Source organism: Neolewinella aurantiaca, from assembly GCF_008014675.1.
GTDB lineage: Bacteria > Bacteroidota > Bacteroidia > Chitinophagales > Saprospiraceae > Neolewinella > Neolewinella aurantiaca.
In genome coordinates this window covers 1-22,332 of sequence record NZ_VOXD01000045.1, presented here as the reverse complement: position 1 = coordinate 22,332, position 22,332 = coordinate 1, and the positions used below count along the sequence as shown (strand labels likewise).

Annotated in this window: 13 protein-coding genes and 1 pseudogene; 7 read left to right on the top strand and 7 right to left on the bottom strand. The window is 51.8% G+C overall.

Annotated elements, in window-relative coordinates; genetic code table 11:
- Position 1 precedes the first annotated feature (1 nt).
- On the bottom strand, positions 2-358 hold the full coding sequence (locus FUA23_RS20405) for a c-type cytochrome (protein WP_187271154.1): 357 nt from the start codon (positions 356-358) through the stop codon (positions 2-4).
- Between the two features lie 282 nt (positions 359-640).
- Here FUA23_RS20405 and FUA23_RS20400 point away from each other — a divergent pair, with 282 nt between their 5' ends.
- Positions 641-1,267, top strand: a complete 627-nt coding sequence (locus FUA23_RS20400) for a 50S ribosomal protein L25 (RefSeq protein WP_147932628.1) — start codon at positions 641-643, stop codon at positions 1,265-1,267.
- A gap of 628 nt (positions 1,268-1,895) precedes the next feature.
- Here FUA23_RS20400 and FUA23_RS20395 read toward each other — a convergent pair.
- Together FUA23_RS20395 and FUA23_RS22460 are read right to left on the bottom strand one after the other, a co-directional pair.
- Entirely contained in the window at positions 1,896-4,334 is a 2,439-nt protein-coding gene (locus FUA23_RS20395) for a zinc-dependent metalloprotease (protein ID WP_147932627.1), read from the bottom strand.
- Positions 4,335-4,567: 233 nt separating this feature from the next.
- Positions 4,568-4,711, bottom strand: coding sequence for a hypothetical protein (locus tag FUA23_RS22460; protein WP_187271153.1), 144 nt, complete (start codon positions 4,709-4,711; stop codon positions 4,568-4,570).
- 142 nt (positions 4,712-4,853) lie between these two features.
- Between FUA23_RS22460 and FUA23_RS20390 the strand changes: the two genes are divergently transcribed.
- Positions 4,854-9,224, top strand: a complete 4,371-nt coding sequence (locus FUA23_RS20390) for a T9SS type A sorting domain-containing protein (RefSeq protein WP_147932626.1) — start codon at positions 4,854-4,856, stop codon at positions 9,222-9,224.
- A gap of 215 nt (positions 9,225-9,439) precedes the next feature.
- Here FUA23_RS20390 and FUA23_RS20385 read toward each other — a convergent pair whose 3' ends face one another.
- Positions 9,440-10,129, bottom strand: a complete 690-nt coding sequence (locus FUA23_RS20385) for a LolA family protein (RefSeq protein ID WP_147932625.1) — start codon at positions 10,127-10,129, stop codon at positions 9,440-9,442.
- A gap of 279 nt (positions 10,130-10,408) precedes the next feature.
- On the opposite strand from FUA23_RS20385, the gene FUA23_RS20380 reads away from it, so the two are divergent.
- Positions 10,409-10,861, top strand: a complete 453-nt coding sequence (locus FUA23_RS20380; RefSeq protein ID WP_147932624.1) for a MarR family winged helix-turn-helix transcriptional regulator — start codon at positions 10,409-10,411, stop codon at positions 10,859-10,861.
- A 147-nt stretch (positions 10,862-11,008) separates the two neighbouring features.
- Entirely contained in the window at positions 11,009-12,247 is a 1,239-nt protein-coding gene (locus FUA23_RS20375) for an FtsX-like permease family protein (RefSeq protein ID WP_147932623.1), read from the top strand.
- Positions 12,248-12,861: 614 nt separating this feature from the next.
- Here the strand turns inward: FUA23_RS20375 and FUA23_RS20370 are convergent.
- From FUA23_RS20370 to FUA23_RS20360, 3 genes are all read right to left on the bottom strand, one after another.
- Complete coding sequence (locus FUA23_RS20370; protein WP_147932622.1) at positions 12,862-13,914, bottom strand: fatty acid desaturase; 1,053 nt, start codon at positions 13,912-13,914, stop codon at positions 12,862-12,864.
- A gap of 193 nt (positions 13,915-14,107) precedes the next feature.
- On the bottom strand, positions 14,108-14,995 hold the full coding sequence (locus FUA23_RS20365) for a Spy/CpxP family protein refolding chaperone (RefSeq protein WP_147932621.1): 888 nt from the start codon (positions 14,993-14,995) through the stop codon (positions 14,108-14,110).
- A 350-nt stretch (positions 14,996-15,345) separates the two neighbouring features.
- Positions 15,346-16,623 (bottom strand): alkaline phosphatase, encoded by a 1,278-nt coding sequence (locus tag FUA23_RS20360; RefSeq protein WP_246144412.1) that lies wholly within the window; start codon positions 16,621-16,623, stop codon positions 15,346-15,348.
- Between the two features lie 1,060 nt (positions 16,624-17,683).
- Between FUA23_RS20360 and uvrA the strand changes: the two genes are divergently transcribed.
- The 3 genes and pseudogenes from uvrA to FUA23_RS20345 all read left to right on the top strand — a co-directional run.
- Positions 17,684-20,638: an excinuclease ABC subunit UvrA gene (uvrA, locus tag FUA23_RS20355; protein WP_246144410.1), complete on the top strand. Its 2,955-nt coding sequence runs from the start codon at positions 17,684-17,686 to the stop codon at positions 20,636-20,638.
- 582 nt (positions 20,639-21,220) lie between these two features.
- Positions 21,221-21,421, top strand: a complete 201-nt coding sequence (locus tag FUA23_RS22455) for a hypothetical protein (protein ID WP_187271152.1) — start codon at positions 21,221-21,223, stop codon at positions 21,419-21,421.
- 710 nt (positions 21,422-22,131) lie between these two features.
- A pseudogene (locus FUA23_RS20345) lies at positions 22,132-22,332 on the top strand (IS256 family transposase); the annotation flags it as partial.

Genomic DNA, 22,332 nt, shown 5'->3' with positions numbered 1-22,332 from the left:
TCTACTCCTTCTTGAAGGTCATGGTGTATTCAGCCATGGCTTTGATCTCCTCCTCGGTAAGGATGTCGCCGAAAGCCGTCATCACTCCGTTCTCGCTGCCGTTAGCGATAATGTTGATGCGGTAATCGAGATCTCTGGTGCTCTCCTGAAGGTTCGCTGCACCGTTGGTGCCCATGTCGCCGTAAAGGCCATGACAGGCGATACAGCGGACTTTCCAGATCTTTTTGACATTAATTTCTTTGGCAGCGGGCTCTTTGGTGGATTTTTTTGCCATCGGGGCTTCGCCGGCGGCATCTTCTCCACCTCCACAGGCAAGAACGATGAGGGCAAGGAGAAGAAGAAGAGAAAACTTTTGCATAACAGCGGGTATTTTTGTTGGGGTAAATGTATGCATATAAAGGTCTTTTTACGCATTTGGTTCTTAGAGAGTTCTATGTTGATTAATTATGAATTACGAATACTGGCCCCCGATGCAAAGATTTTAACCCGCAACTTCTGGTGGTGAAACGAGGGTATCATATCGCTTATAACCATCAGAATTTAAACTACTTGGAATATTTTTGCCTCAGGTATTTCGTTGGTTCAATAAAGTTCGTATCTTTGCGGGCCGAAAGCGACCAAGCGCGCAAATTACAAAGTTATGCAGTCTGTAAAAGTCAGCGGTGAAGTCCGCGAAAATCTGGGTAAAAAATCGAGCAAGGTTACCCGCCGTGAGGGTCTCGTTCCTGCTGTCCTCTACGGAGCCGGAGATCCGATTCACTTTACCATCAAGGCCCTTGATGTCCGTCCCCTCGTTTACACCCCCGAATTTAAGCTCGCTGAGCTTTCTGTAGGAGGGCAAACGATTAAGGCCATCGTTAAGGACTACCAGTTCCACCCCGTAACTGATGCCCTTCGTCATATCGACTTCCTTGCTCTGCAAGATGGTCACCCGATCAAGGTTCAGGTTCCCGTTGTATTCGAAGGAACCAGTCCTGGTGTTCGTAGCGGTGGTAAACTTCAGGTTGCCGTTCGCCGGATCAAAATCAAAACCACTCCCGAGAACCTCGTGGACAAACTGGTACTGGATATCAGCGAACTCCAACTCGGTTCTGCTATCCGTGTACGTGACATCAAGCCGAACGAAGGCGTTGAAATCATGAACCCTGCCGGTCAGCCAGTAGCTTCCGTTGAAGTACCACGTGCACTTCGTTCTGCGGCTACCGCCGAGAAGAAAGCTGCCGAAGCCGGTGGCGCCGCAGCTCCAGCTGCCGAGGCTGCGGAGTAATCTCCCTCTCCTCAATTGGAAAGCGGTACCAGGAATTGTTCCTGGTACCGCTTTTCTTGTTTGCGGGTGTGTCAGCTTCTGACGAATAATAGCCTTTTGTGAACAAAGGCCTCCAACAATACAGAGCACCGCTACCATCCTGACCGTGATTTTCAATATTACTGTTGCGCCCGTGGAACCCGGGAGGTATTCCACCCCCCCCCATGCAGGGCTGACGCATAGGATTCGATTTTAAGCTTTTGGCTCGAGATCATAGTGACAGCCTAAGGGCTTGAAACCCAAAACGCGTAGCGTTTTCACTAGCCCATCCCCCGTGAGGAGGGGTTGGGGTGGGAGGGGGGTAACACGGCTTAACTAGCCTATGCGTCAGCCCTGCCCCCCCTCCCGGAAAAATCAATGCTGGCCCGATTGTCACCACACTATTTCCGGAGGAACGACCCCTGAGGGTCTCGTCGGCAGGTGAACGTATTGATTTTGCCGGAGAGGCAGCGGGATCAGTGTTAAATCCGGACACAAAAAAAGCGTTCAGCATTTGATTCACTACCGAGAGAGTGAATCAAACGCTGAACGCCTTTTCTGTTTAAGTGAAGTCCGTCAGAACTGCACTGCTGAAGCAGCCGGCAAGAGGTTATTTCCCTTTGCCGATGATGCTTTCAATGCCCTTGAGGGCAACTTCAATCTTCTGGCCGATCTGCTGCTTGTGTCCCTGCACCAGATCCTGGTCGCTGAGCACGGCTTTGAACGGGTTATTGGCCATCATCTCTTTGGCCATACCGAGAGAGATATTGGTAAGCGTTGCGCGAACAGCAGCTTTTACGTCATTGGAGACGCTGTTGTTATCCAGCAGTCCGGCGAGTGCATCTACATAGTTGGCCTGTAGGGTACGGCCGAAAGCGGAGTTGGTGTTGGCGGTGGTGAAAACGCCGGCACGGGTTTGGTTCATTAGATCCATGAGGCCGTAAGCTTTGTCGTCCAACGCTTTTTGTTCGGCCAGACGGTTGAGGCGGCTGGTGCTCATCAGGGTACGGAGGGCAGAAGCCTGCAAACCTTCGATCTTGTTCGCTACGCCGCTTGCAGAAACACGGTTGAGAATGTTTTCGTCGAGCAGCCATTCAGGCGTTGTGAATATCTGTTCGTTGATGAAGTTCACGGCTGCTTTTTGCTTGGCGGCGGGAATTACGGTGTACACCTGCTTATTTTCGTCGGCGGTGCGCTGCCATTCATGAACGCCACCAACATTGCTGGCTACGTGGCCGGTGTAGCGGCGAAGCTGACCGATTACGTTGTCGTACACTTCCTCCTGATTGTCGAAGTACATGCCGTCTTCGGCCATCCATTCGTTGATCTTCGGCACGATGCGTTTGAGGTTTTTGATGCCAAGCTCAGAAGCCAGGACGGCGTCGTCGCTCAGGTCTTCTGTCTGGGCGCTGGCGTCGTGGCCGCTGCGGCTCTGCGCTCCGAACCGATATTTCGGGTCGTCGGCTTTTGCTTTCACCATTGCGTTCAGAGCGGGTTTTTCGGCCTGCCAGGTGCTGACTTCGGGCATCGGTTTGTAGCCGTATTCGATGGAGTGGAAGTCGTAAGGGCCGATCTTGGGGTGAAGTCCGACGCCTTTATCTTCGGGCTGGGCCACGTAGTTGAAGCGGGCATAGTCCATAATACTCGGTGCGGTGCCGTTTTCCTGTACAAATCCGGGGGTGCGGAGTTGCTTAACGGTGTAAGCCGCGGAGCTTCCCATGTTGTGCGGAAGACCGAGCGTGTGGCCTACTTCGTGGGCAGAAACGAAACGAATCAGTTCTCCCATCACCTCCTTCTTAAATTTGGGAGTCCGTGCTTCGGGGTTTACGGCAGCGGTCTGGATGAGGTACCAGTTGCGCAGCAGGTTCATCACATTATGGTACCAGATGATGTCGGACTCGAGAATCTCACCGGTGCGTGGGTCGTGTACGTGCGGGCCCATAGCGTTCTGAATGTCGGTGGTTACGTAACGAATCACGGAGTAGCGGACGTCCTCAGGGCTCCAGTCAGGATCTTCTTCTTTGGTGGGGGCACGCTTACTCATGATGGCGTTTTTGAGGCCGATGTTTTCGAAGGCCTTGGCCCAGTCATCAACTCCCTGAGCGATGTAGGGGGCCCAGTCTTCGGGAGTAGCTGGGTCGATGTAGTAAACGATGGGTTTCTTGACGTCAACCAGTTCGCCGCGCTTCCAGGCTTCCATGTCAACTGGTTCGAGGCGCCAACGGGTGATGAAGCGCTGTGTTTCAGCGCGTTGAGCGTCGGAGCTGTAATCGGTCTGGCGAATGCTGAAATAGCTTACCCGTGGGTCGTAAACTCGGGGACGCATTGGCTCGGCCGGCAGAAGAATGAAGCTTTGGTTCATTTCTACAGACATAGTTCCGGTCACCTGGTTGTCGGGGAGTTTGCTTCCGTTGTAAGTAAGTACGTGGCGTACCTCAACGTTGCTGGGGAATGCCTTGGTTGACATGATGAGGCTCCTGCTTTTGTCGAGACCCTTGATGCCAAAGTTCTTTCGTTGGCTGTCGCTCATCGCCCCGATCATCGTTACGTCGGTGGTGAAAAAGCTGGTAACGTCGATGACCAAAGACATACTGTCTTTGCCGTAAGCTTTGATGTCGAAAGCATCGACGATCGGTTCGAAGTTGTTATTGCGCACAGATTCGTAGACGGGGTCGTCCGGGCTGGCAACAGAGTTGTAGCTGACGCTGCGCAGGAGTACCTTTTTGCCGTGTTTTTGCCAGCGAACCACTTGTTGCGGGCGGCTTTTGATGCCGGCACCACCGAAGTTGAGCCCTTTCACGAAGCCTTTGATACGGCTTACGATCAGAATTTCATCTTCAAGCAAGGAGAGGGGGAGTTCGAAGTAAAGCTTACCATCTTTGTTGATAAGATCAAACAGGCCCTTCTGTACTTCGGCATCTTTGAGGAGTTCCTCGTAAGGATCTTTTTTTTCTTTTTTCTCTTCGTCTTTTTCCTTGTCGCCGCCCTCCTGAGCGAAGGCAAAAGGAGAAATGGCGATGAACGCCAACAGGAGCAAAATTCTTAACATGTTGAATTGGTTGGGTGGGTAAACTGACCGGAGATTGCATTTTCTTCGGCTGTGCAATGTACTACAATTGTAAGAATAGATAAATGTTCACACTCCTGATTGTCGGGCCGGAGACCTGATGTCGGAATCCGGGCGCGGGCGCAGGTGCGGAGAAAGTTTTTGGGAGAATGCATTCAGGATGCAATAGCGGAGGAACGGAAAACGCCCGCGTTGCGGGCGTAACTTCAGGAGGTTTAATCAGCCCGTTTTGCCCCTTCAACAGACGGTGCACCTGCGGCCGCGCCACCACCTTTGGCGGGTGGGAAAAAGCGGTAAAACACCGCTAAAGAGCCGGGTAAAAGAGGATGTACGTTGTAATTCGTTAAATGTTTACGCATTTGTCTGTCGCTTTGTACCTTTGTTTGTAAGTGTTGTCTGTTTTCCAAACCGATATGAAAGTAGTTTTACCGTGGAACCCATTCCACTAATTCATGATCAGGCAACAGTTTTTGCTTTTGTAATCTCAAGAATCGTAATCTTATGAAATTAGTCTTACGTGCTTTTTTGCTCGTGCTGGCTTCCCTCACATCCGTTGCCATCTGGGCACAAACGGATTCGGTGAACGTAGCTGTCATAGCGAACATCAATATTACCCTGGACGACGCCTGCAGGGCCATAGTTATCCCCGAGCAAGTACTCGCCGGAGAATTCGATGCTGATGAAGATGGCGTTTCCGCTCCTTTATCAGCTTTTCAGGTAATTGTTGAAGACGGCAATGAGTCCAACCTCGATACAATCGACGGTTGCGGTACTTACCTCTTTCGGGTGGAAGCCGATGCTGCTCTTGTCTCTGGCTTTACCACAGGCTGGGGCACCGTTGTAGCCGAAGATAAAACCGCTCCTTTCTTCACGAGCACCCCCGTTGCACCGGCTGGTCCGCTCTACTGTGAAGCGATTCTTGGCGTAGACCTCAGTACTTTACCCAACACCGTTAGCCGCTGCTACACGGTAAATACTTTCAGCAATACGGTAGTCTCCGGCACGCTGGATCCTGCGCTGGAAGCGCGCCTGCTTGCGGGCGGCGGCCTTCCTGGTGCTACAGACAACTGCTCAGAACTGGTTGAAATCTGCGTTAACGACATCGTTACCCGCGACCCGCTCGACCCACAGTGTAACGACGTGCTGCTTACCCGTACCTTCACGGCTACCGACGGCAGCTGTGTAAGTGCCGGCGGAGAAACCAATGCTGCAGCCGTAACCAGTTACGAAATCGTATTCACACGCCCGTCACTTGACGACCTGAACACGGATAATGTGCCGGATGTCGTGGTAATCGAATGTGGTGAACTCGACGCTCTCGGCCTCGTTTTCGGTGATGTCCCCGCTCCCCGTACCCAAGACCTTCCGTTCTTCAACGGACCTAACGGAACTACCATTCCACTGCAGATCGGCGACAACGCAAGTTTTTGCGGAATCGGTGTAACTTTCACTGATTCTGCTCCGATTGTTACCTGCGACCTGGCCTACAAAGTAGTTCGTACTTACACCGTGATCGACTGGTGCAATACTTCCGATGTACGCACCTTCAGTCAGGTGGTGAAGATCGGAGACTTTACTGCTCCTGAATTTACAGCACCTTCTGCTCCGTTGGAATACCTGACCAACGGCGGCGACGAGTGCGGAGCATTCATCCGTCTGGATCTCAGTGAACTGAGCGTTACCGACGTTTGTGGTTCCAGTGTGAGCCTGTCGGCTTCAATTTACCTCAACGGAGACCTCACTTCTGCGCCGCTTGGGAGCTACCCAGTAAACCTGGACAACAATACAGCCGAAATTTCGGAGCTTCTTCCGCTGGGTGATCATGTTGTCCGTTACCACTACATCGACGAGTGCGGTAACTTCGGTGAGACGGATGTTGATGTAACCATTCAGGACGGTACGCCTCCTGTAGCAATTTGTGAAGATGGCCTGAACGTGAGTGTAACGAGCAGCGTTTCTCCCGACCCCAACGCTTCTGCCGGAATTGCAATCCTCACTCCGGAAAACATCGATAACGGCAGCTACGATGATTGCTCTGACATCACCATGTCTATTGCCCGCGTCCGTTTGCTGGACAACGGAACCTATGAGTTGCTGCCCGGTGCTGCATACGGACCACAAGTGGTGCTTACCTGCGACGACGCGGGCGAAGTACTGATTGGCCTGAAGGTTACGGACGCCAACAACCTGAGCAACTACTGCTGGATGACCGTTTTAGTTGAGGACAAAACAGCTCCTAGCTGTTTCGCTCCGGCCAACCTCAAGCTGAGCTGTGTCGAGTTCGATGCTGCTGGTCTTCCCGACGATATTACCGAAGCAAGCGATGTCCTTCTGGACGCATCCTTCGGTACCGCAACCGGTTTCGACAACTGTGATGTAACACTCACCCAAACGGTATCCGGCAGCGTGAACAGCTGTGGCATCGGAACAATTACCCGCCGTTTCGTAGCTACCGATGCTGCAGGATTTACCAATACCCAGCCTTGTGTTCAGACCGTTGAGATTTCAGGTCTGCACGATTACATCATTCGTCTGCCGGGTGATGATCAGGCATTCTGCATGCAGGACCCGACGGTTGGCGAACTTGAAGTAGAAGAAAATGGTTGTGATCTGATCACAACACAGATCAGCCGCGACACATTCACCGGTACAGCCGACGAATGTTTCAAGGTTCGGATCGAGCACCTCATCGTGAACTGGTGTGAGTACAATACTCTCGGAGAGCCTTACCTGGTGCCGCGGGATTACGACGGAGACAACAACCTGCGTGAAGATGTTTACCTGTACGTACGCCCACTCTCCACGACTACACTGACTGATGATGTAGCCTACCTGGACGGAGACAACATTTTTGGCAACAACAACTTCTCTGACCCACTGGATGCCGGCCCCGAAGGGGACAGTAACAATCCTTACGGTACGGACGATAGCCGGGGAGCTTTCCGCTACTACCAATACGTGAAGATTCACGACGAAACTGCTCCACAGGTTGTTGCAGAAGACGTCGAGGAGTGCTTCCTTGCTACCGAAGCTAACTGTACCGGAGCTGTTTCACTTACTTTCGAACTCACCGACAACTGTACACGCCAGGATCAACTCGGGTTCCGCGTTGAACTTGATCTGGATTACGTTGAAACTGTTCCATTCTCACGCACCCGCTTCCTGTTAGATAATGAGGTCACTAACGACGCAGAAGGAAACTTCTTCGTCTCTCTGGAGAATGTACCGGTTGGTAGCCACGCCATTCGGGTGCGGGGCACCGATGGCTGTGGGAACGTTGATGTAGTCGTTATCGAGTTCTGCGTTGAAGACGGGCTTGCTCCGACGCCGATTTGTATCCTTCAGACAACCGTAACACTGTCTCCGAATGGTGACGGAACAGGTTCTGCTGCTTACTGGGCAACCGACGGTATTGCCAGCGACGTAGCAGACTGCTCTGGTGATGTTACTTACTCTATCTATAAAGAACTCGAAGCTCAGGCTCCTGGCTTCGTTCCTGCTCCCGGCCGTGACGGTATCATCTTCGATTGCGATGATGATCAGACAGTTCCAATTCGGATTTACGCTTTTGATCCGGTAGGGCAGAACGACTACTGTGAAATCTTCATTCTGGTACAGGGCGCAGAAAATGCTTGTGCTTCCGAAAACTTCGGTAACATTTCCGGTGCCATTGCTACGGTAGATGGTGAGCCCGTTGAAGACGTAACTGTTTCACTGGTTGGCCCTGAAGCATCAATTGTTACCGCCACTACCGCCGGCGGTCTTTACAACTTCCAGGATCTGACTGCACGTGAGGACTACACGATTGACCCCACGCATGAATCTTACGTGTTGCACAGCCACGGTGTCTCCACCTTTGATCTGGTACTGATCACACGTTATATTCTCGGACTGGAGTACCTGGGCTCTCCTTACCAGTACCTGGCAGCAGATGCTAATGGTGACGAAGATGTGTCAGTACAGGATATTATTGCTATTCGCCGTCTTATTCTGGGTCTTGATGATGCTTACCGTAATAACTCCGCATGGCGGTTTGTAGACGTGGATTTCGTATTCCCCGTCAACACCAACCCGTGGGCGACTAGTTTCCCTGAAGTAGTTAACATCAACAACCTGGACGGAAGCGTACGGAATGTAGATTTCATCGCGATTATGATCGGTGATGTGAGCGGTAATGATCCAAGCAACTTTGCCAACAATGGAAGTACCCCCCGGAACGGCCGTGCTTCGCTCGAAGTATCCGAACTGGAGATGAAAGCCGGTGAGACCTACGAGGTAGCCGTTTCAGCCAACGAAGCCGCAGCACTTTCCGGGCTCCAGGGAACGATGAGTGTTACCGAAGATGTCCGCATACTGGAGATTATCTCTGGTCAGTTGTCTGCAGGGCATCTTAACGATGAACTGTTGGACCGTGGCCACTTTGCCTTCAGCTACGACCGTTCTCCTGTTGATGCTGAACCCATGCTGACGCTGCGTCTGGAGGCGGTGAATGATGCTCGCCTCAGCGATGTGTTGTCTGTCTCAGATGCTCTCGTAAGAGCGGAGGGTTATACGCCTGCCAACGCTGTTGTTGGATTGAACGTAGCATTTGCGAACGATGCCGCAGCCGTTGAGAATGCACAACTCTTTCAGAATACACCGAACCCTGTCTACGGGCAGACGACTATCCGGTTCGACTTACCGGCTGCTGGTGATGTTCAGCTTACCATCCGGGACATCAACGGACGGGTACTGACCGAGCGGTCTATCTCCGCTTCTGCCGGACAGAACCAGGTTCAACTGGACCGTAAGGATCTTGGTGTTTCAGGAGTACTTACCTACACACTGAGCGCCGAAGGATTCACCGCAACGCGCAAGATGGTGGTTAAGTAATACACTACCTCTAAAAGAAAAGCGGCTACGGATGGGAGAACCATCCGTAGCCGCTTTTCTTTTGGGTAAACCCTCTCCGAGCACAATGCTGGTACAGAAAAGAGGACTAATCAACTGCCAGTATGAATTTCACTCGGTAAGGAAAAGCGAAGTAGAACCTCGCATGGTTGCTGAGAGAGCGAAAATGAGCAGTATCCCATTCGGCGATTATACCGTTAGTACCGCATATCTTCAACGTGGTAGCCGGGGAATTCAGCTTTGTCGAAGGTGAAAGTTTTGCTGCTGAGAGCGATGCCTCCTTTAGTTTTGTCGAGATGGAAAGTGAACCGGGAACCATCGCGGGTGAATGCTTCAATGGTGGAAAGTTCTTTTTTCGCCTGGTCGATACGGAGGCGGAGTTTGGTGAAGTCGCTGTTGTCTCTGTCAACAGGCTTCATTTCTACGGTTTGCAGCAGTTTGCCGTCAATTACGTCTTTGCCCAGCAGAGCTAAGATGTAGTTGTCTCCTTCGTAAAAGCTGAAAAGGGTCTGAGGGGTCAGCATTCCCGTCATCTCGCCGGGTTCCGGCAGGTTATTGATCATGACCTCTTTGTTGCCGTGTTGAATCATATACGCGGCATCAGAATTGATGATGCCCTCCTGATCACCGAGTTTAAAGCGAACCAGGTCACCCTGACGTTTGAGTTTTCCTTGCTGAGATTCCACTTTCTGACCGGGGAGGAGAATGTCTAGTCTGAAGTCAGCCTCCATTGTTTTGTAAGCGTCATATTTTGTCCTGAGGCTACTTACCAAAGCAATTGCAGCGGGGTCACTATCCTGTGCCTTAGTGTATTGGGATTCTTGTGCCAGCAGGGTGGTTCCCACAAAAAGACTGGCAAATAAGAGAAATGAAGGTATTAATCTCATGGTGGATTATTGTTTATAGCAATACAACGCAACGAGGTCAAATATGATGCACTACCGTAGTTAATGTAGCGTTAAACATATTTTGAATTTTATAGAGGAAATAGCGTTTATGGAAAGCAGCTTACAAACTAAAAAAATATCCAAGTTCCGACAGAACAAATCGCAAAATTAGAATATCTATAATCAAAGGTCTCTCATTCGATTTAGTCGGCTGAGAACCCTTTTTGGTCAGGTCACCAGCATGTTCTGGACCGATTTTTAACTGTTTTAATAAACGTTATGACAAAGTTTAATAAATCTGGCTTTAATGCCAGCGCTGGTAATCAGGTGCAGGAACTCCGGTACAACCTGCTGCAGTCCTGTAGTTGGCTTACCAATGGTACTCGGAAGTTGTTGAAGCCCTATGGTATTACGCCGAAGCAATACAGTATTTTGCGAAATCTTGCAAAGAACAGCCCTGAGTCGGCTTCCATTCAGGAGGTCAGGGATGGCTTGGCGGACAAGATGTCTGACGCCAGTCGTCTGATTGATCGCTTAGTAAGTAAAGGATATCTCGATAAATTTCCGTCGGATTTTGACCGGCGCAGTAACCGGGTACGCATCTCCGATTCAGGGCTTGCAATTTTGAAAGAGATCAACTCTCAAAAAGAAGATCTGGATCGACTGGTGAGCGATCTGCTCAGTGAGAAGGAGATCCATGAGCTTAACCGTTTGTTGAGTTTGCTCAAGTAGAGCCCGGGAGTTTATCTGGTCAGGTGCACCCGTAAGATAGACCTGGTGCACAATTTCTCTGCGTGCCCGGCGTACTATTTGTGGCTGTCGTCGCTTTATCCTTAGCAAATACCGTCATAACGATGGGCGACGCTTTACCTTTGAGTCATGAACCTACCCGCTAAGATGGCCTGGCGATACCTCTTCGCCCGCAAATCCACTAACGCGATCAATATCATTACGTTGATTGCTGCATTCGGCGTAGCCATCGGGGCTGCCGCGCTTTTGCTTTTGCTTAGCGTATTCAATGGCTTCGAGGACCTGTTTCTGACCATGTTCAATAATCTGAACCCGGATGTCCGTATTGTAGCAGCAGAGGGTAAGACTTTTGAAATCGACGAGGCCACCTATAAAGGCCTGGGAGAACTCGAAGGTGTCGCGGCGGTATCTCAGACGCTGGAAGAGACTGCTATTTTCAGTTACGACGATAAACAAAATGCGGCGACCATAAAGGGAGTCGATGAGGCCTATCCTCTGATCAATGGTATTGACAGCATGATCAATGACGGGGCCTACGAACTGGACGCCGGAGGGCGAGAGGGCGTTGGTGCTGTAGTGGGTAACGACCTGGCGATTACGTTGGGGATTGATCCGCTGAATCAGTTCGAACGTCTGACGGTTTTCATGCTACGGCCCAAACCGCGGGGAGGAGGGTTCATGACTACTGGAAGAACGAATTACATCAGAAAGGAATTCCGTCCTGCCGGGATCATCCGGAGCCAGGAGTCTATGGAGAACCAGGCGGTTATAATCAGCCTCGATAAAGCCCGCGATCTGCTGAGTGTAAGCGACTCAACCGTTTCGTCTCTGGAAATCAGTCTTAAGCCGGACTATATCGGCAAGGCTACCTACCGCCGCATAGAAGAGTTTATGGGGCCGGACTTTGTGGTGAAAAACCGCTACCAACAGGAGAACAGTATCCTTAAGCTCATGCAGGTCGAAAAATGGGTGGGTTTTGCAATTGTGAGCCTGATGATGATTTTGATCAGTTTTAACCTGGTTGGTGCCCTGTGGATGATTGTGCTTGAAAAGCGCCGGGACATTTCAATCCTGCGCAGCCTGGGTATGACCGCAAAAGATGTTAGTGGAGTGTTCTTACGGGTGGGGCTTCTGCTGTGTGGCCTGGGCTTGTTGACTGGCTTTATACTGGCAAGTGTGCTGTTTGTTCTTCAGAAAACTTTCGGGCTGATCAGCCTGCCGGGCTTACTGACTGAGGCATATCCGATTTCTTTCCGCTGGTATGACTTTCCCGTTGTAGCCCTTACGGTACTGGGAATCGGGCTCGTAGCATCCCTGCTGCCGGCGCAACGCGCCGGAAAGGTGGAAGCGGTGGCCAACGAAGAGTAAGCCGTAATATACCGGAACCAAAATGGTTTGGGACTTTATCGCTTGTTATCGCGGCGTCTGGCGGCGTTGCTGAAAACCTTACCTGGCTCAGGCCAGGCGCGGCTTTCAGCGCCTTACCAGCCACCACGCTAACGGCGCGCTAATTGTCCCAAACCACTTCGTTTCCGGTATCCCAAAAGGACGTGAACGAATAAGAACGCTCGTTCTGCTACCTCCATAACTGGCATCACCGGGCTTTGGCCATGCCTGTGCAACGACAAGGATGCAGGGCCGAGGGGCTGCTTCGGAACAGGGGGCGGGAGGGAAGGCCCTCAGGGCTAACGTATAGGCTAGTTAAGCCGTGTTAAGCCCCCACCCCAATCCCTCCCCACGGGGGATGGGCTCGTGAAAACGCTACGCGTTTTGGGTTGCAAGCTCTTAGGCGGTGACTATGATCTCGAGCTAAAAGCTCAAAATCGAATCCTATGCGTTAGCCCTGGGGAAGGCCCTACTCCGTAAACAATTACTGCACCTGCGTACGCGCCTATAAAAAATGCCCTGACCGGTCGGGAAGACGGGGTCAGGGCATTTTACGTTAGGAACGGCTCCTGAGCAAAACTGAGCGAGGACGAAAATTACGCCACATTCATTTTTGCTTCGGAGCGGTAGAATTCACGGAAGGTGATCATCCGTTGCTTCTCCTCGTCCCAAAGTTTGTTGAACATCATCGGGAGGCTCTGGAAGAAACTGACCTTAGTCACGTACTTCTGCAGCACGGGGTTTTCTTTAGCGCAACGGCGGAGGTTGTAGTTGGGGATACGGCTGGAGAGGTGGTGAATGTGGTGGTAGCCGATGTTACCCGTAAGGAAGTGGAGGAAACGCGGAAGCTTGTAGAACGAAGCGCCTTTGATAGCGGCCGTCAGGTAGTCCCAGTTTTTCGTCCACTGCATGTAAGTGTGCTCGTGCTGGTGCTGTACGTAGAAGAACCAGAAAGCAATGATGCCGAAGAAGAAGATGATGGAACCCTGCACGATGAGGAAGGCTTTCCAGCCAAGCAGAAATCCGAGACCGATGTACACTGCAGCGATCAGGAGGTTGTTGATGTGCTGCTTGATGTGCACCTTCTTCCAGCCTTCGAAACTGATGCTGGGAATGCGCAGCATTACGCCGAGGTAGATGACCGGCACGATGACGAACAGAACTACCGGATGGCGGAAGGCACGGTATTTAAACCGGTCCCACTTACCCAGTTTACGGTATTCCTCAACGGTGAGGAAGTCGATGTCACCGATGTCGCGGTGCTCAAGCTGGCCGGTGTGGCCGTGGTGGTAGCTGTGGACGCGGGCCCAGTAAGTGTAGGGGATGGAGCTGAAAAAAGAACAAACGAAACCAATGATGTCGTTTACTTTTCGCTTTTTCAGGAACGAGTAGTGGCCACAATCATGTTGGATGATGAAGATGCGGACCAGGAAAAAGGCGTTAATCGCACCGAGGCCCAACGTTAGCCAAATCGAATAGTCAACACTGAAATACATAGCAATCCAGAGGGCCACGAAGGGACCGAAACTGCTGAATAACTGGCCGATGGCCCGGCCAGTACTGGCCTTCTGATACTTGGCTACGATGGACTTCCAGTGCTGGAGGCCCTGGGTGATGTCTTCCTGACTCTTGCCGATGGTATTCTGCACTTGTTGATATTTTGTTGATGATGTTTAGCGGGGTTCCAAGTGAATCCACAAGGTACGAATTCCTTGCTTTAAGCAGATGTGCTGCCGCTGAGCTTTTACACAACACTGACCCCGGCACTTATAAAGATGCCGGGGCCAGTTGTGCTGGTTGTAACGTTCAGCAGGAACAAAGTGTTGGAAGAAACCGGGTTTCTTATCCTTTCATTAGCAGAAAAGCAGCGCCTTTTGGCCAGTCTCCGCGTGCATCTTGCTTACCGCTACGCTTGCCTTTGCCCTTACCTTCAGCTTTAGCGCCTTCTTTGCCTTTACCCTTGCGTGCGCCAGCTTTTTTGCCTTTCGCTTTAGCTGCACCTTCGGGGAGGTACTTTTCCATGATCTCACGTTTCTCCTTAGCCCACTGCTCGCGCTGTGGTTTCATGCTCTCCTGTACACGCTTGATGTCGTCGGAGTACTTTTCGGTAAGCGCTTTGAGTTCAGCGATATCGTCGGCGTGTTCGGTTTTCCAGGTCTCCATTGCAGATTTGCGGGCCTCGCGATCAGCTTCGGAGGGTTTTTCTTCTTTTGCTTTCCGGTGGCCTCTCTTTCCGGCTTTGCCTTCGGGCTTAGACTCGAATATGGGGCGCAGGCGATCGAGAGCAGCCTTGTCTTCTGCCGAGATGAACTGGTCGAACTGGGCACGGGAGGCAGCAATTACGGGCTTGACCTTGGTTTCGTTGTGTGCTTTCAGTTCTGCCTTGAGTGCTTCTTTGTCGACGGAGTCTCTGGCTGCTTTGCGTTCAGCCTTGAGGGCTTCAAGTTGTTGCTTCTGCTCGGTAGTCAGTACAGCTTCGACTTTAGCCTGGGAAGCTTCGCGCATCTTTTTCATGGCTTCACGGTCCGGGCGTTGGTCGGGGTTCTGTTCGCGCAATTCTTTCATTTGGGCTGCACCCTCCTGCTTGATTGCTTTGATTTGTTCCTGCTGCTCAGCGGTCAGGTTGAGTTCGGAGAGCAGGTCGTTTCCCCGGTGGGCGGGGCCACGTTGGGCGGTTGCGACGGTGACTGCAAAAAGCAGTGCCATCATTGTCATCATTAATTTACGCATAGTAGTTTTATTTTTTGCGGTTCGGTTGTTTGATGGCCGCAAAACCCGATGGTTTAATCCGTAAATCGGTGAACTACTCTGATTCGGTGTTAAAGAATTCGTAAGAGAAAAAGCTTTACTCCACAAACCGGGGGCTGACGCATAGGCTAAATAAGCCGTGTTAAACCCCCACCCCAACCCCTCCCCACGGGGGATGGGCTAGTGAAAACGCTACGCGTTTTGGGTTGCAAGCTCTTAGGCTTTGACAATGATCTCGAGCAAAAAGCTTAAAATCGAATCCTATGCGTCAGCCCTGCCCACAAACCGTGGGGGGATGTGCTCCCGGCGATCGGCCTCCGGAATGTGTAAGTCTAAAGGCCAAAGAGTTCCTTCATCTTGTCGAAGATGGCGGTGTTCTCATAAATGCCCGCAAAGTGCTCTGAGCCGGGGCCGTAGGCGAAAACGGGGATAAGGTCGGCGGTGTGGTAATCGGAAGTGAAGGCACCGTTGATAGAATCCATTTTAGAGCCGTACTGGATGGCGTAGCCGCCGGTTTCGTGATCTGCGGTGACGATGACCAGGGTTTCGCCGTCTTTTTTTGCGAAGTCGAGCACCTCGCCGATGGCATCGTCGAACTCGATTACTTCGCTGATGATATAGTCTGATTTGTTGGCGTGGCCGCCCCAGTCGATCTGTGAGCCTTCGATCATCAGAAAGAAGCCTTTATTATTGATGTCGCGTTTCTGCAGGAATTGAGGAGCCATTTTCGCGGCGGGAACAAGGTAGTCGCGGCCTTGGCTAAAGGGTAGGGGTTCGGTATCGGCGGTAAGGTAGAAATAGTTTTTGTCGGTGCCGGGCCGGACGTCTTTCATGTCAGTATTGACGAAGCTTTCCACGACGTAGTTCTTGCTACGCAGCTCGGTGCTCAGGTTGCGGTCGTCAGAATCGCGGCGTTCGAAGTACTTGGCTCCGCCACCAATGAGCAGGTCAACGTCGGTTTTAAGGAAGTCGGCTGCAATTTCTTCGTAGTTCTTGCGGTAGCGGTTGTGGGATACGAAGCTTGCGGGGGTAGCGTGGGTAATAGAACAGTTTGCAACCAGGCCGGTGGGTAGCCCGGCAGCTTCGGCCAGTTCCAGAATAGTGACGACGGGCATCGTGTCGGTGTCTACACCGATGGCACCGTTGTATGTTTTTATGCCAGCGCTGAAGGCGGTGGCGCCGGCGGCAGAATCAGTGACCAGATTGTCGGAACTGTACGATTTGTGCAAGCCGATAACCGGAAATTTTTCCAGGTTCAGTTTGTTACCGTTACTGTACATACCGGCCGATATTTGTGTAACGCCCATTCCGTCGCCGATCATCAGGATGATGTTTTTGGGCGTTTTACTTGCCTTTACCAACGTGTTTTCAGCAGGCGCGGCCGCAGGTGCAGGGGCAGTTGGCAGGGCAGGGCGTGCCTGTACGGTATCCACCGGAGCCGGGGGGCATGAGGTAAATACGAATGAGAGGGCCAGAAGAAGAGAAAAGATTTTTGCGTTCATCCGGCAAAGATAGGGTGGGGCGGCAATCATACCGCGTAGCGGGTTGAATACAATGTACAATGGTCCGCTACAGTTTCGGGCCAGCAAGGTGTTCATTTCGTCTAGCATCCCTGCCGGGGGCGTTCTTTTCGTTGTGCGGCTTCTGCGAGGTGAGATCAAAAGAACCAAAAATACTGGCTGTGTCCCCGGCTAATCACAAATACTGGGTCTGAGGGCTGAAAACGCAAAAACTCGCCATCAAACCTTGCGCTTTATGCTTTAGCTTTTCGATTGCACAAGCCTTTCGGAAAAGCAGGAACTAGGGAAGGGCTTAAACTGTTTACCTTTTTTAACCGCCCTCAGACCCAGTATTTGTGGCCGGGGCCAAGGCCTCCTGCCGGTTATGTTCAACGTCTTGTGCGCTGTGTAAAACTACAAGTCTGGGGCTTGAGTAAAACTTTGTTGAAAACATTAGCCTCGTGTTTCATACTTGAAACACGAGGCTAATTATCTTGTACAAAGCTGACTATCTGGCAAACGGCCAAGTCGTTTTATGTAGAACAGAAGGTTTTAATCACTGAGTATCGGCCTTAGCACCGGCCGTGAAAATTGGTATCCAGGACCGTTAAAAACGGAAGCTGTCTGAGCACTTCCCAGGCCCAGGACGTAGCTCCGCCGATTTCAACGAACCGACCAGTTTTAAGGCAATGAAGAGAGCGCAAGCGCGAGTTTTTCCGTTTTAGGTGTTGGATGCCGATTTCACGATCAGCCGGTGATACAGCCAGGCATTTTGTTACTTTGAATGCTTTCAAAGTAAGCCGCCGGCAGGCATGCAAGACGGACCGTCACCTTTGGTTTCTTTGGTGTGAGATCGACTCAATTACAAAAGATCATTTCATTCTCCGCCGGAGGAAAGAACACCAAAACACAGGTGCGGGCTAGACCCATACATGCTTAGAATGAAAGCAGTGATTGAAGAAGTCAAGGTCCTTGGGGCAAGAGCCACCTAAAATCGTAGCGGACCATTGTCGTACAAATATATCTTCAGGAGTGGAGCCAGGTCTGAATATTGTTATTTATTGATGGGTAATGTTTGATTTTATACAAAAAGTTTAACAACCTTCTTACCTTTGGTTCCGTTGCAAAAACAGCCCCGGCGGAAGGTCCGCCAACGGGCGAAAAAGAAACTATGCCCCGCGCTAAATCCACTTCTCCAAAAACGACTTCTGCACCTGCGGCCGCGCCCACCTCCAAAGGAAGCCGCGAAGCGAAAAAGCGAAAGGCCAAACAGGCGGAACTGCCTCATTCGGAACGTTTCCTGTCCGTCATCGGTGCCCGGGAGAATAACCTGAAAGACATCAGCGTGGAACTGCCGCGCAACGAACTCGTCGTAATCACCGGCCTGAGCGGGAGTGGAAAATCCAGCCTGGCCTTTGACACCATCTACGCCGAAGGGCAACGCCGCTACATGGAAACCTTCAGCAGCTACGCGCGCCAGTTTATGGGTAGTATGGAGCGGCCGGAAGTGGAACAGATTACCGGCCTGAGCCCCGTGATCTCCATCGAGCAGAAAACGACTAACCGCAGCCCGCGCAGTACCGTGGGAACCGTCACCGAAATTTACGATTTCCTCCGCCTGCTCTACGCGCGGGCGGGCACGGCCTACAGCTACATCAGCGGGGAACCAATGCTACGCTTCACGGAAGAGCAGATGAAGGAGCAGATCGCTGAAAAATACGCCGGTAAAAAAATGATTGTGTTAGCGCCGCTGATCCGCGGCCGGAAGGGGCACTACCGGGAACTGTTCGAACAGGTTCGCAAGCAGGGCTACACCAAAGTGCGCGTCGACGGAGAAATTCAGGACCTGGCGGAAGGCATGCAGGTGAGCCGCTATAAAGTGCACGACATCGAACTCGTGATCGATCGCCTGAAAATGCAGCCGGACCGCGCCGAACGCCTGAGCCAAAGCCTGCAAACCGCCCTGAAAATGGGTGATGGCCTCGTCTTCGTTCAGGACGTCGAAACCGGAGAAACCAGCCCGTACTCTAAAAACCTGATGGACGCCGAAAACGGCCTCTCCTACGAAGAACCGAGCCCGAATACTTTCAGCTTCAACTCGCCCTACGGCTATTGTAAAACCTGTAAGGGCCTTGGTCAGGTGAATAGTCCGGATATCGATAAGATCATCCCCGATCGCAGCCTGAGCATCAATAAGGGCGGCCTCGCCCCGATGGGCGAAGACCGGGACAATACCACCTTCAAGCAGGTACGGGAAATCGCCAAGGCGTATAAGTTCAAGCTCAGCGACCCCATCAGCAAACTCAAGCCCGAAGCGCTGAACGTTTTGCTGTACGGAGAAAAGAAACAACCGGGCCGCCAAAAGAAAAGTAAGTACGACCGCATCGCTAACGATATGGTCTGGGATGTCCGCAAGAACGGACTCATCAACATGATTCTGCGTTGGTACGAAGAAACGAGCAGTGAGCGCATCCGCGCCTGGGCTGAGGATTTCATGACCATAAATGACTGCCCCGAATGCGGCGGTGCCCGCTTGAGCCGCGAAGCACGCCACTATAAAATCAAGGACAAAACCATCAGCGAGCTTGCCCGTATGGACCTCGGCGAACTGGGCGACTGGATGGAGACCGCCGAAGAAGGCATGGACGAACGGACAACGCTGATCGCTACCGACATCCTCAAGGAAATCCGCTTTCGCCTCCGTTTTCTCCTGCACGTTGGGTTGGGCTACCTGAGCCTCGACCGGCCGGGCCGGTCACTCTCCGGCGGCGAAGCGCAGCGCATTCGCCTCGCTACTCAGATCGGGAGCCAGCTTACGGGAATCACCTACATCCTAGATGAGCCAAGCATCGGCCTGCACCAGCGCGACAATATGCGACTGATCAGGGCGCTGCGCGATTTGGTAGACATCGGTAACTCCGTCATCGTAGTCGAGCACGACAAAGACATCATGATGGCAAGCGATTACCTTCTAGACCTCGGCCCCGGTGCCGGAGTGAAGGGCGGAGCCGTAGTTACCGCCGGTAAACCCAAAGAGTTTCTGCTCAAGAAGAATGCAGGCAGCATTACCTCAGACTATCTCTCCGGCCGCAAGGAAATCTCTGTTCCTGAAAAGCGCCGGAAAGGCAACGGGAACTTCCTGGAACTGAAGGGCGCAACGGGGAACAACCTCAAAAACGTCAGCATCAAGATCCCGCTCGGTACGTTGACCTGCGTAACGGGGGTGAGTGGCTCGGGGAAGTCGACGCTCATCAACGAGACGTTGTACCCCATTTTGCGCCAGCACTTTTACAACTCAGTAAAGCGGCCAATGCCGTACAAATCGGTGAAAGGGCTGGAGCACATCGACAAGGTCATCGACATTGATCAGAGTCCGATTGGCCGGACACCAAGGTCCAATCCTGCAACGTACACTGGCGTATTCACCGATATCCGGGCGCTGTTCACGAAGTTGCCCGAGTCTCAGATCAGAGGCTATAAACCGGGGCGCTTCAGCTTCAACGTGAAGGGCGGTCGCTGCGAAGTCTGCAAAGGCAGCGGCAGCCGGACCATCGAAATGAACTTCCTGCCCGACGTAGAGGTGGAATGCGAAACCTGCCTCGGCAAGCGCTTCAATCGGGAAACGCTGGAAATTCTGTACAAGGGTAAGTCGATCAACGACGTCCTCAATATGTCGGTTGCAGAGGCGAGTGAGTTCTTCGAAGCGATCCCGAAGATCTCCCGCAGAATGAAGACGCTCAACGACGTAGGTCTTGGCTACATCACCCTTGGCCAGCGGGCAACAACGCTCTCCGGAGGAGAAGCGCAGCGCGTAAAACTCGCCGAAGAACTGAGTAAGCGGGCAACGGGCCAGACGGTATACATCCTCGATGAGCCGACGACGGGACTGCACTTCGAGGACATCCAATATTTGCTGCGCGTACTCCAGGGGCTCGTCGACAAGGGCAACACCGTTATCGTAATCGAGCACACGATGGACGTCATCAAGGTCGCCGATTACATCATTGACATGGGCCCCGAAGGGGGCCGTGGCGGTGGAACACTCATCGCGAAGGGTACCCCCGAGAAAGTAGCCTTGGTAGAAGAAAGCCACACCGGGAGATTCCTGAAGGAGGAGCTGAAGTAGATTGAAAAGCGATTACGGTATCGATTCAAGGTGCTGAGTTGTTGGCCATCTCCCGCTGCTGGTCCGATGTCATCCACTGCTGGAAAAGACTGGTTTTAGCGTTTTTTGCGGGTTCTTCGGCTGATTTAAGCCGTCAAAAAAGCTATATTTCATCTATATAGAGCTGTTGCAGAAAATGAGTTAATGTGCTGTTTTTCAGTCGATTGTGCAAATTAGAGGTGCTATATTTCTATATGCGAGTGCTTTTCGTTTGCCAGAAGCTCTTTTCAGCCTCATTATTGTAGTGTTCTTAATCTACGAACTGCAGAAGGAGATAGTGACCGACTGCATCTTATCGTTCGGGGTCAAGACAGTTTTTATAGTGAGTATGATAAATTTTACCGCCTCAAGAAGGTGGATCGAAAAGTAGTGTTATAACAATGAACCATCTCTCCATTTGGAGGGATGGTTTTTTTCGTGTGCGCAGTACCTGATCAGTTTTCGGGTGAGTTGATCAGGCTGGCTCCGTGACCGAAGGCTTTTTGATTGAGGGTAGCAGTTCTCGGTTTCGGAAGTTAACGTGTAAATGACGACCTTGGCCTCATGGCAAATTTCACCCCTTCCAACCTCTCCGAAGCTTGCAGTTTTGATCACGTGTACGGTAGCGTTGTGCGTCCGCATTTCGACCAACAAGATGATCAATCGAGGGTCAACCATTACGCCGACGATGCCACCCTTTGCGGCGTTGCTGAAACCGATTACTCGGTTGCCTCGGTCAAGCATCAAGAAATTAAACTCTTCTAGTAGGTGAATGTCGTTGCTCCAATACTCGCGAAGGATTGCCTCGGATTCCATTGAGTTATCCATTCGGGGACGGTCTACGGCCTTGACTTTAGGTTGGTAAACTAGGCTTACCTCTGAAATGATTGGTGGTGTTAAAGCTGCCATGCTGAATGTATTTTTGAGTGCCTTCGGCCCTCGGTAAAAAGGAAACTCCTTACTCGGAGCGGAGGAGACTGGCTTTCCTTGAGCGCGTTCGCTCTGTTTAAGCCTTGTAATGAGGTATCCTCCCTTTGTGCAGTCATGGCAGCGACGATGGAGGAATCGACAAGGGTGGAGGAACTAATTTTTGTGAGGCACGATCAAAAAATCGTTCTGGAAAGCTTTAGCGGTCCTTTGGCTATTCTGGAGGCGGTGCTTGCTTTGACGTAGGAAAGGGAGGATGCCGGTTGCAAAGGCGAGTGTGAACGGGCGAGAAAGCTTGTCTACCTGAGCGATCAGTTCATCGACGCGGCCCTTGGTTCCTGAACTGGCGGCAGTTTTTGTTTAAAAACTGTGACAGCTTAGGGGGCTGCTTGAGGTGAACTGAAACTGGCTTAGGGGTGGGAACGGCGCGACCAATAGGAGCAAACCGTAGGTTCGAGGAGAATTCCGAGTAGTGGACGGCCCGACCTTTAGGTAGAGACTGTTCATCTAAGTGTGTCTACATTACTTTACAGTTAGATACGATTATTATGGCAAAGAAAACCAAAAAGACACGCTCATTGGAAGAGCTTTTTACCGACCCGGAGCAGGTCAAGCGCATGCAGAGTCACCTCTACTCCGGCAAACCGATTTTAGAGCGTGGCGGTGGATTCGCTGAGATGCTCCAGGCGATGGTTAATGCTACTCTTCAAGGCGAAGCTGCTGCGCATATCGCGGAAGACCGCTTGGAG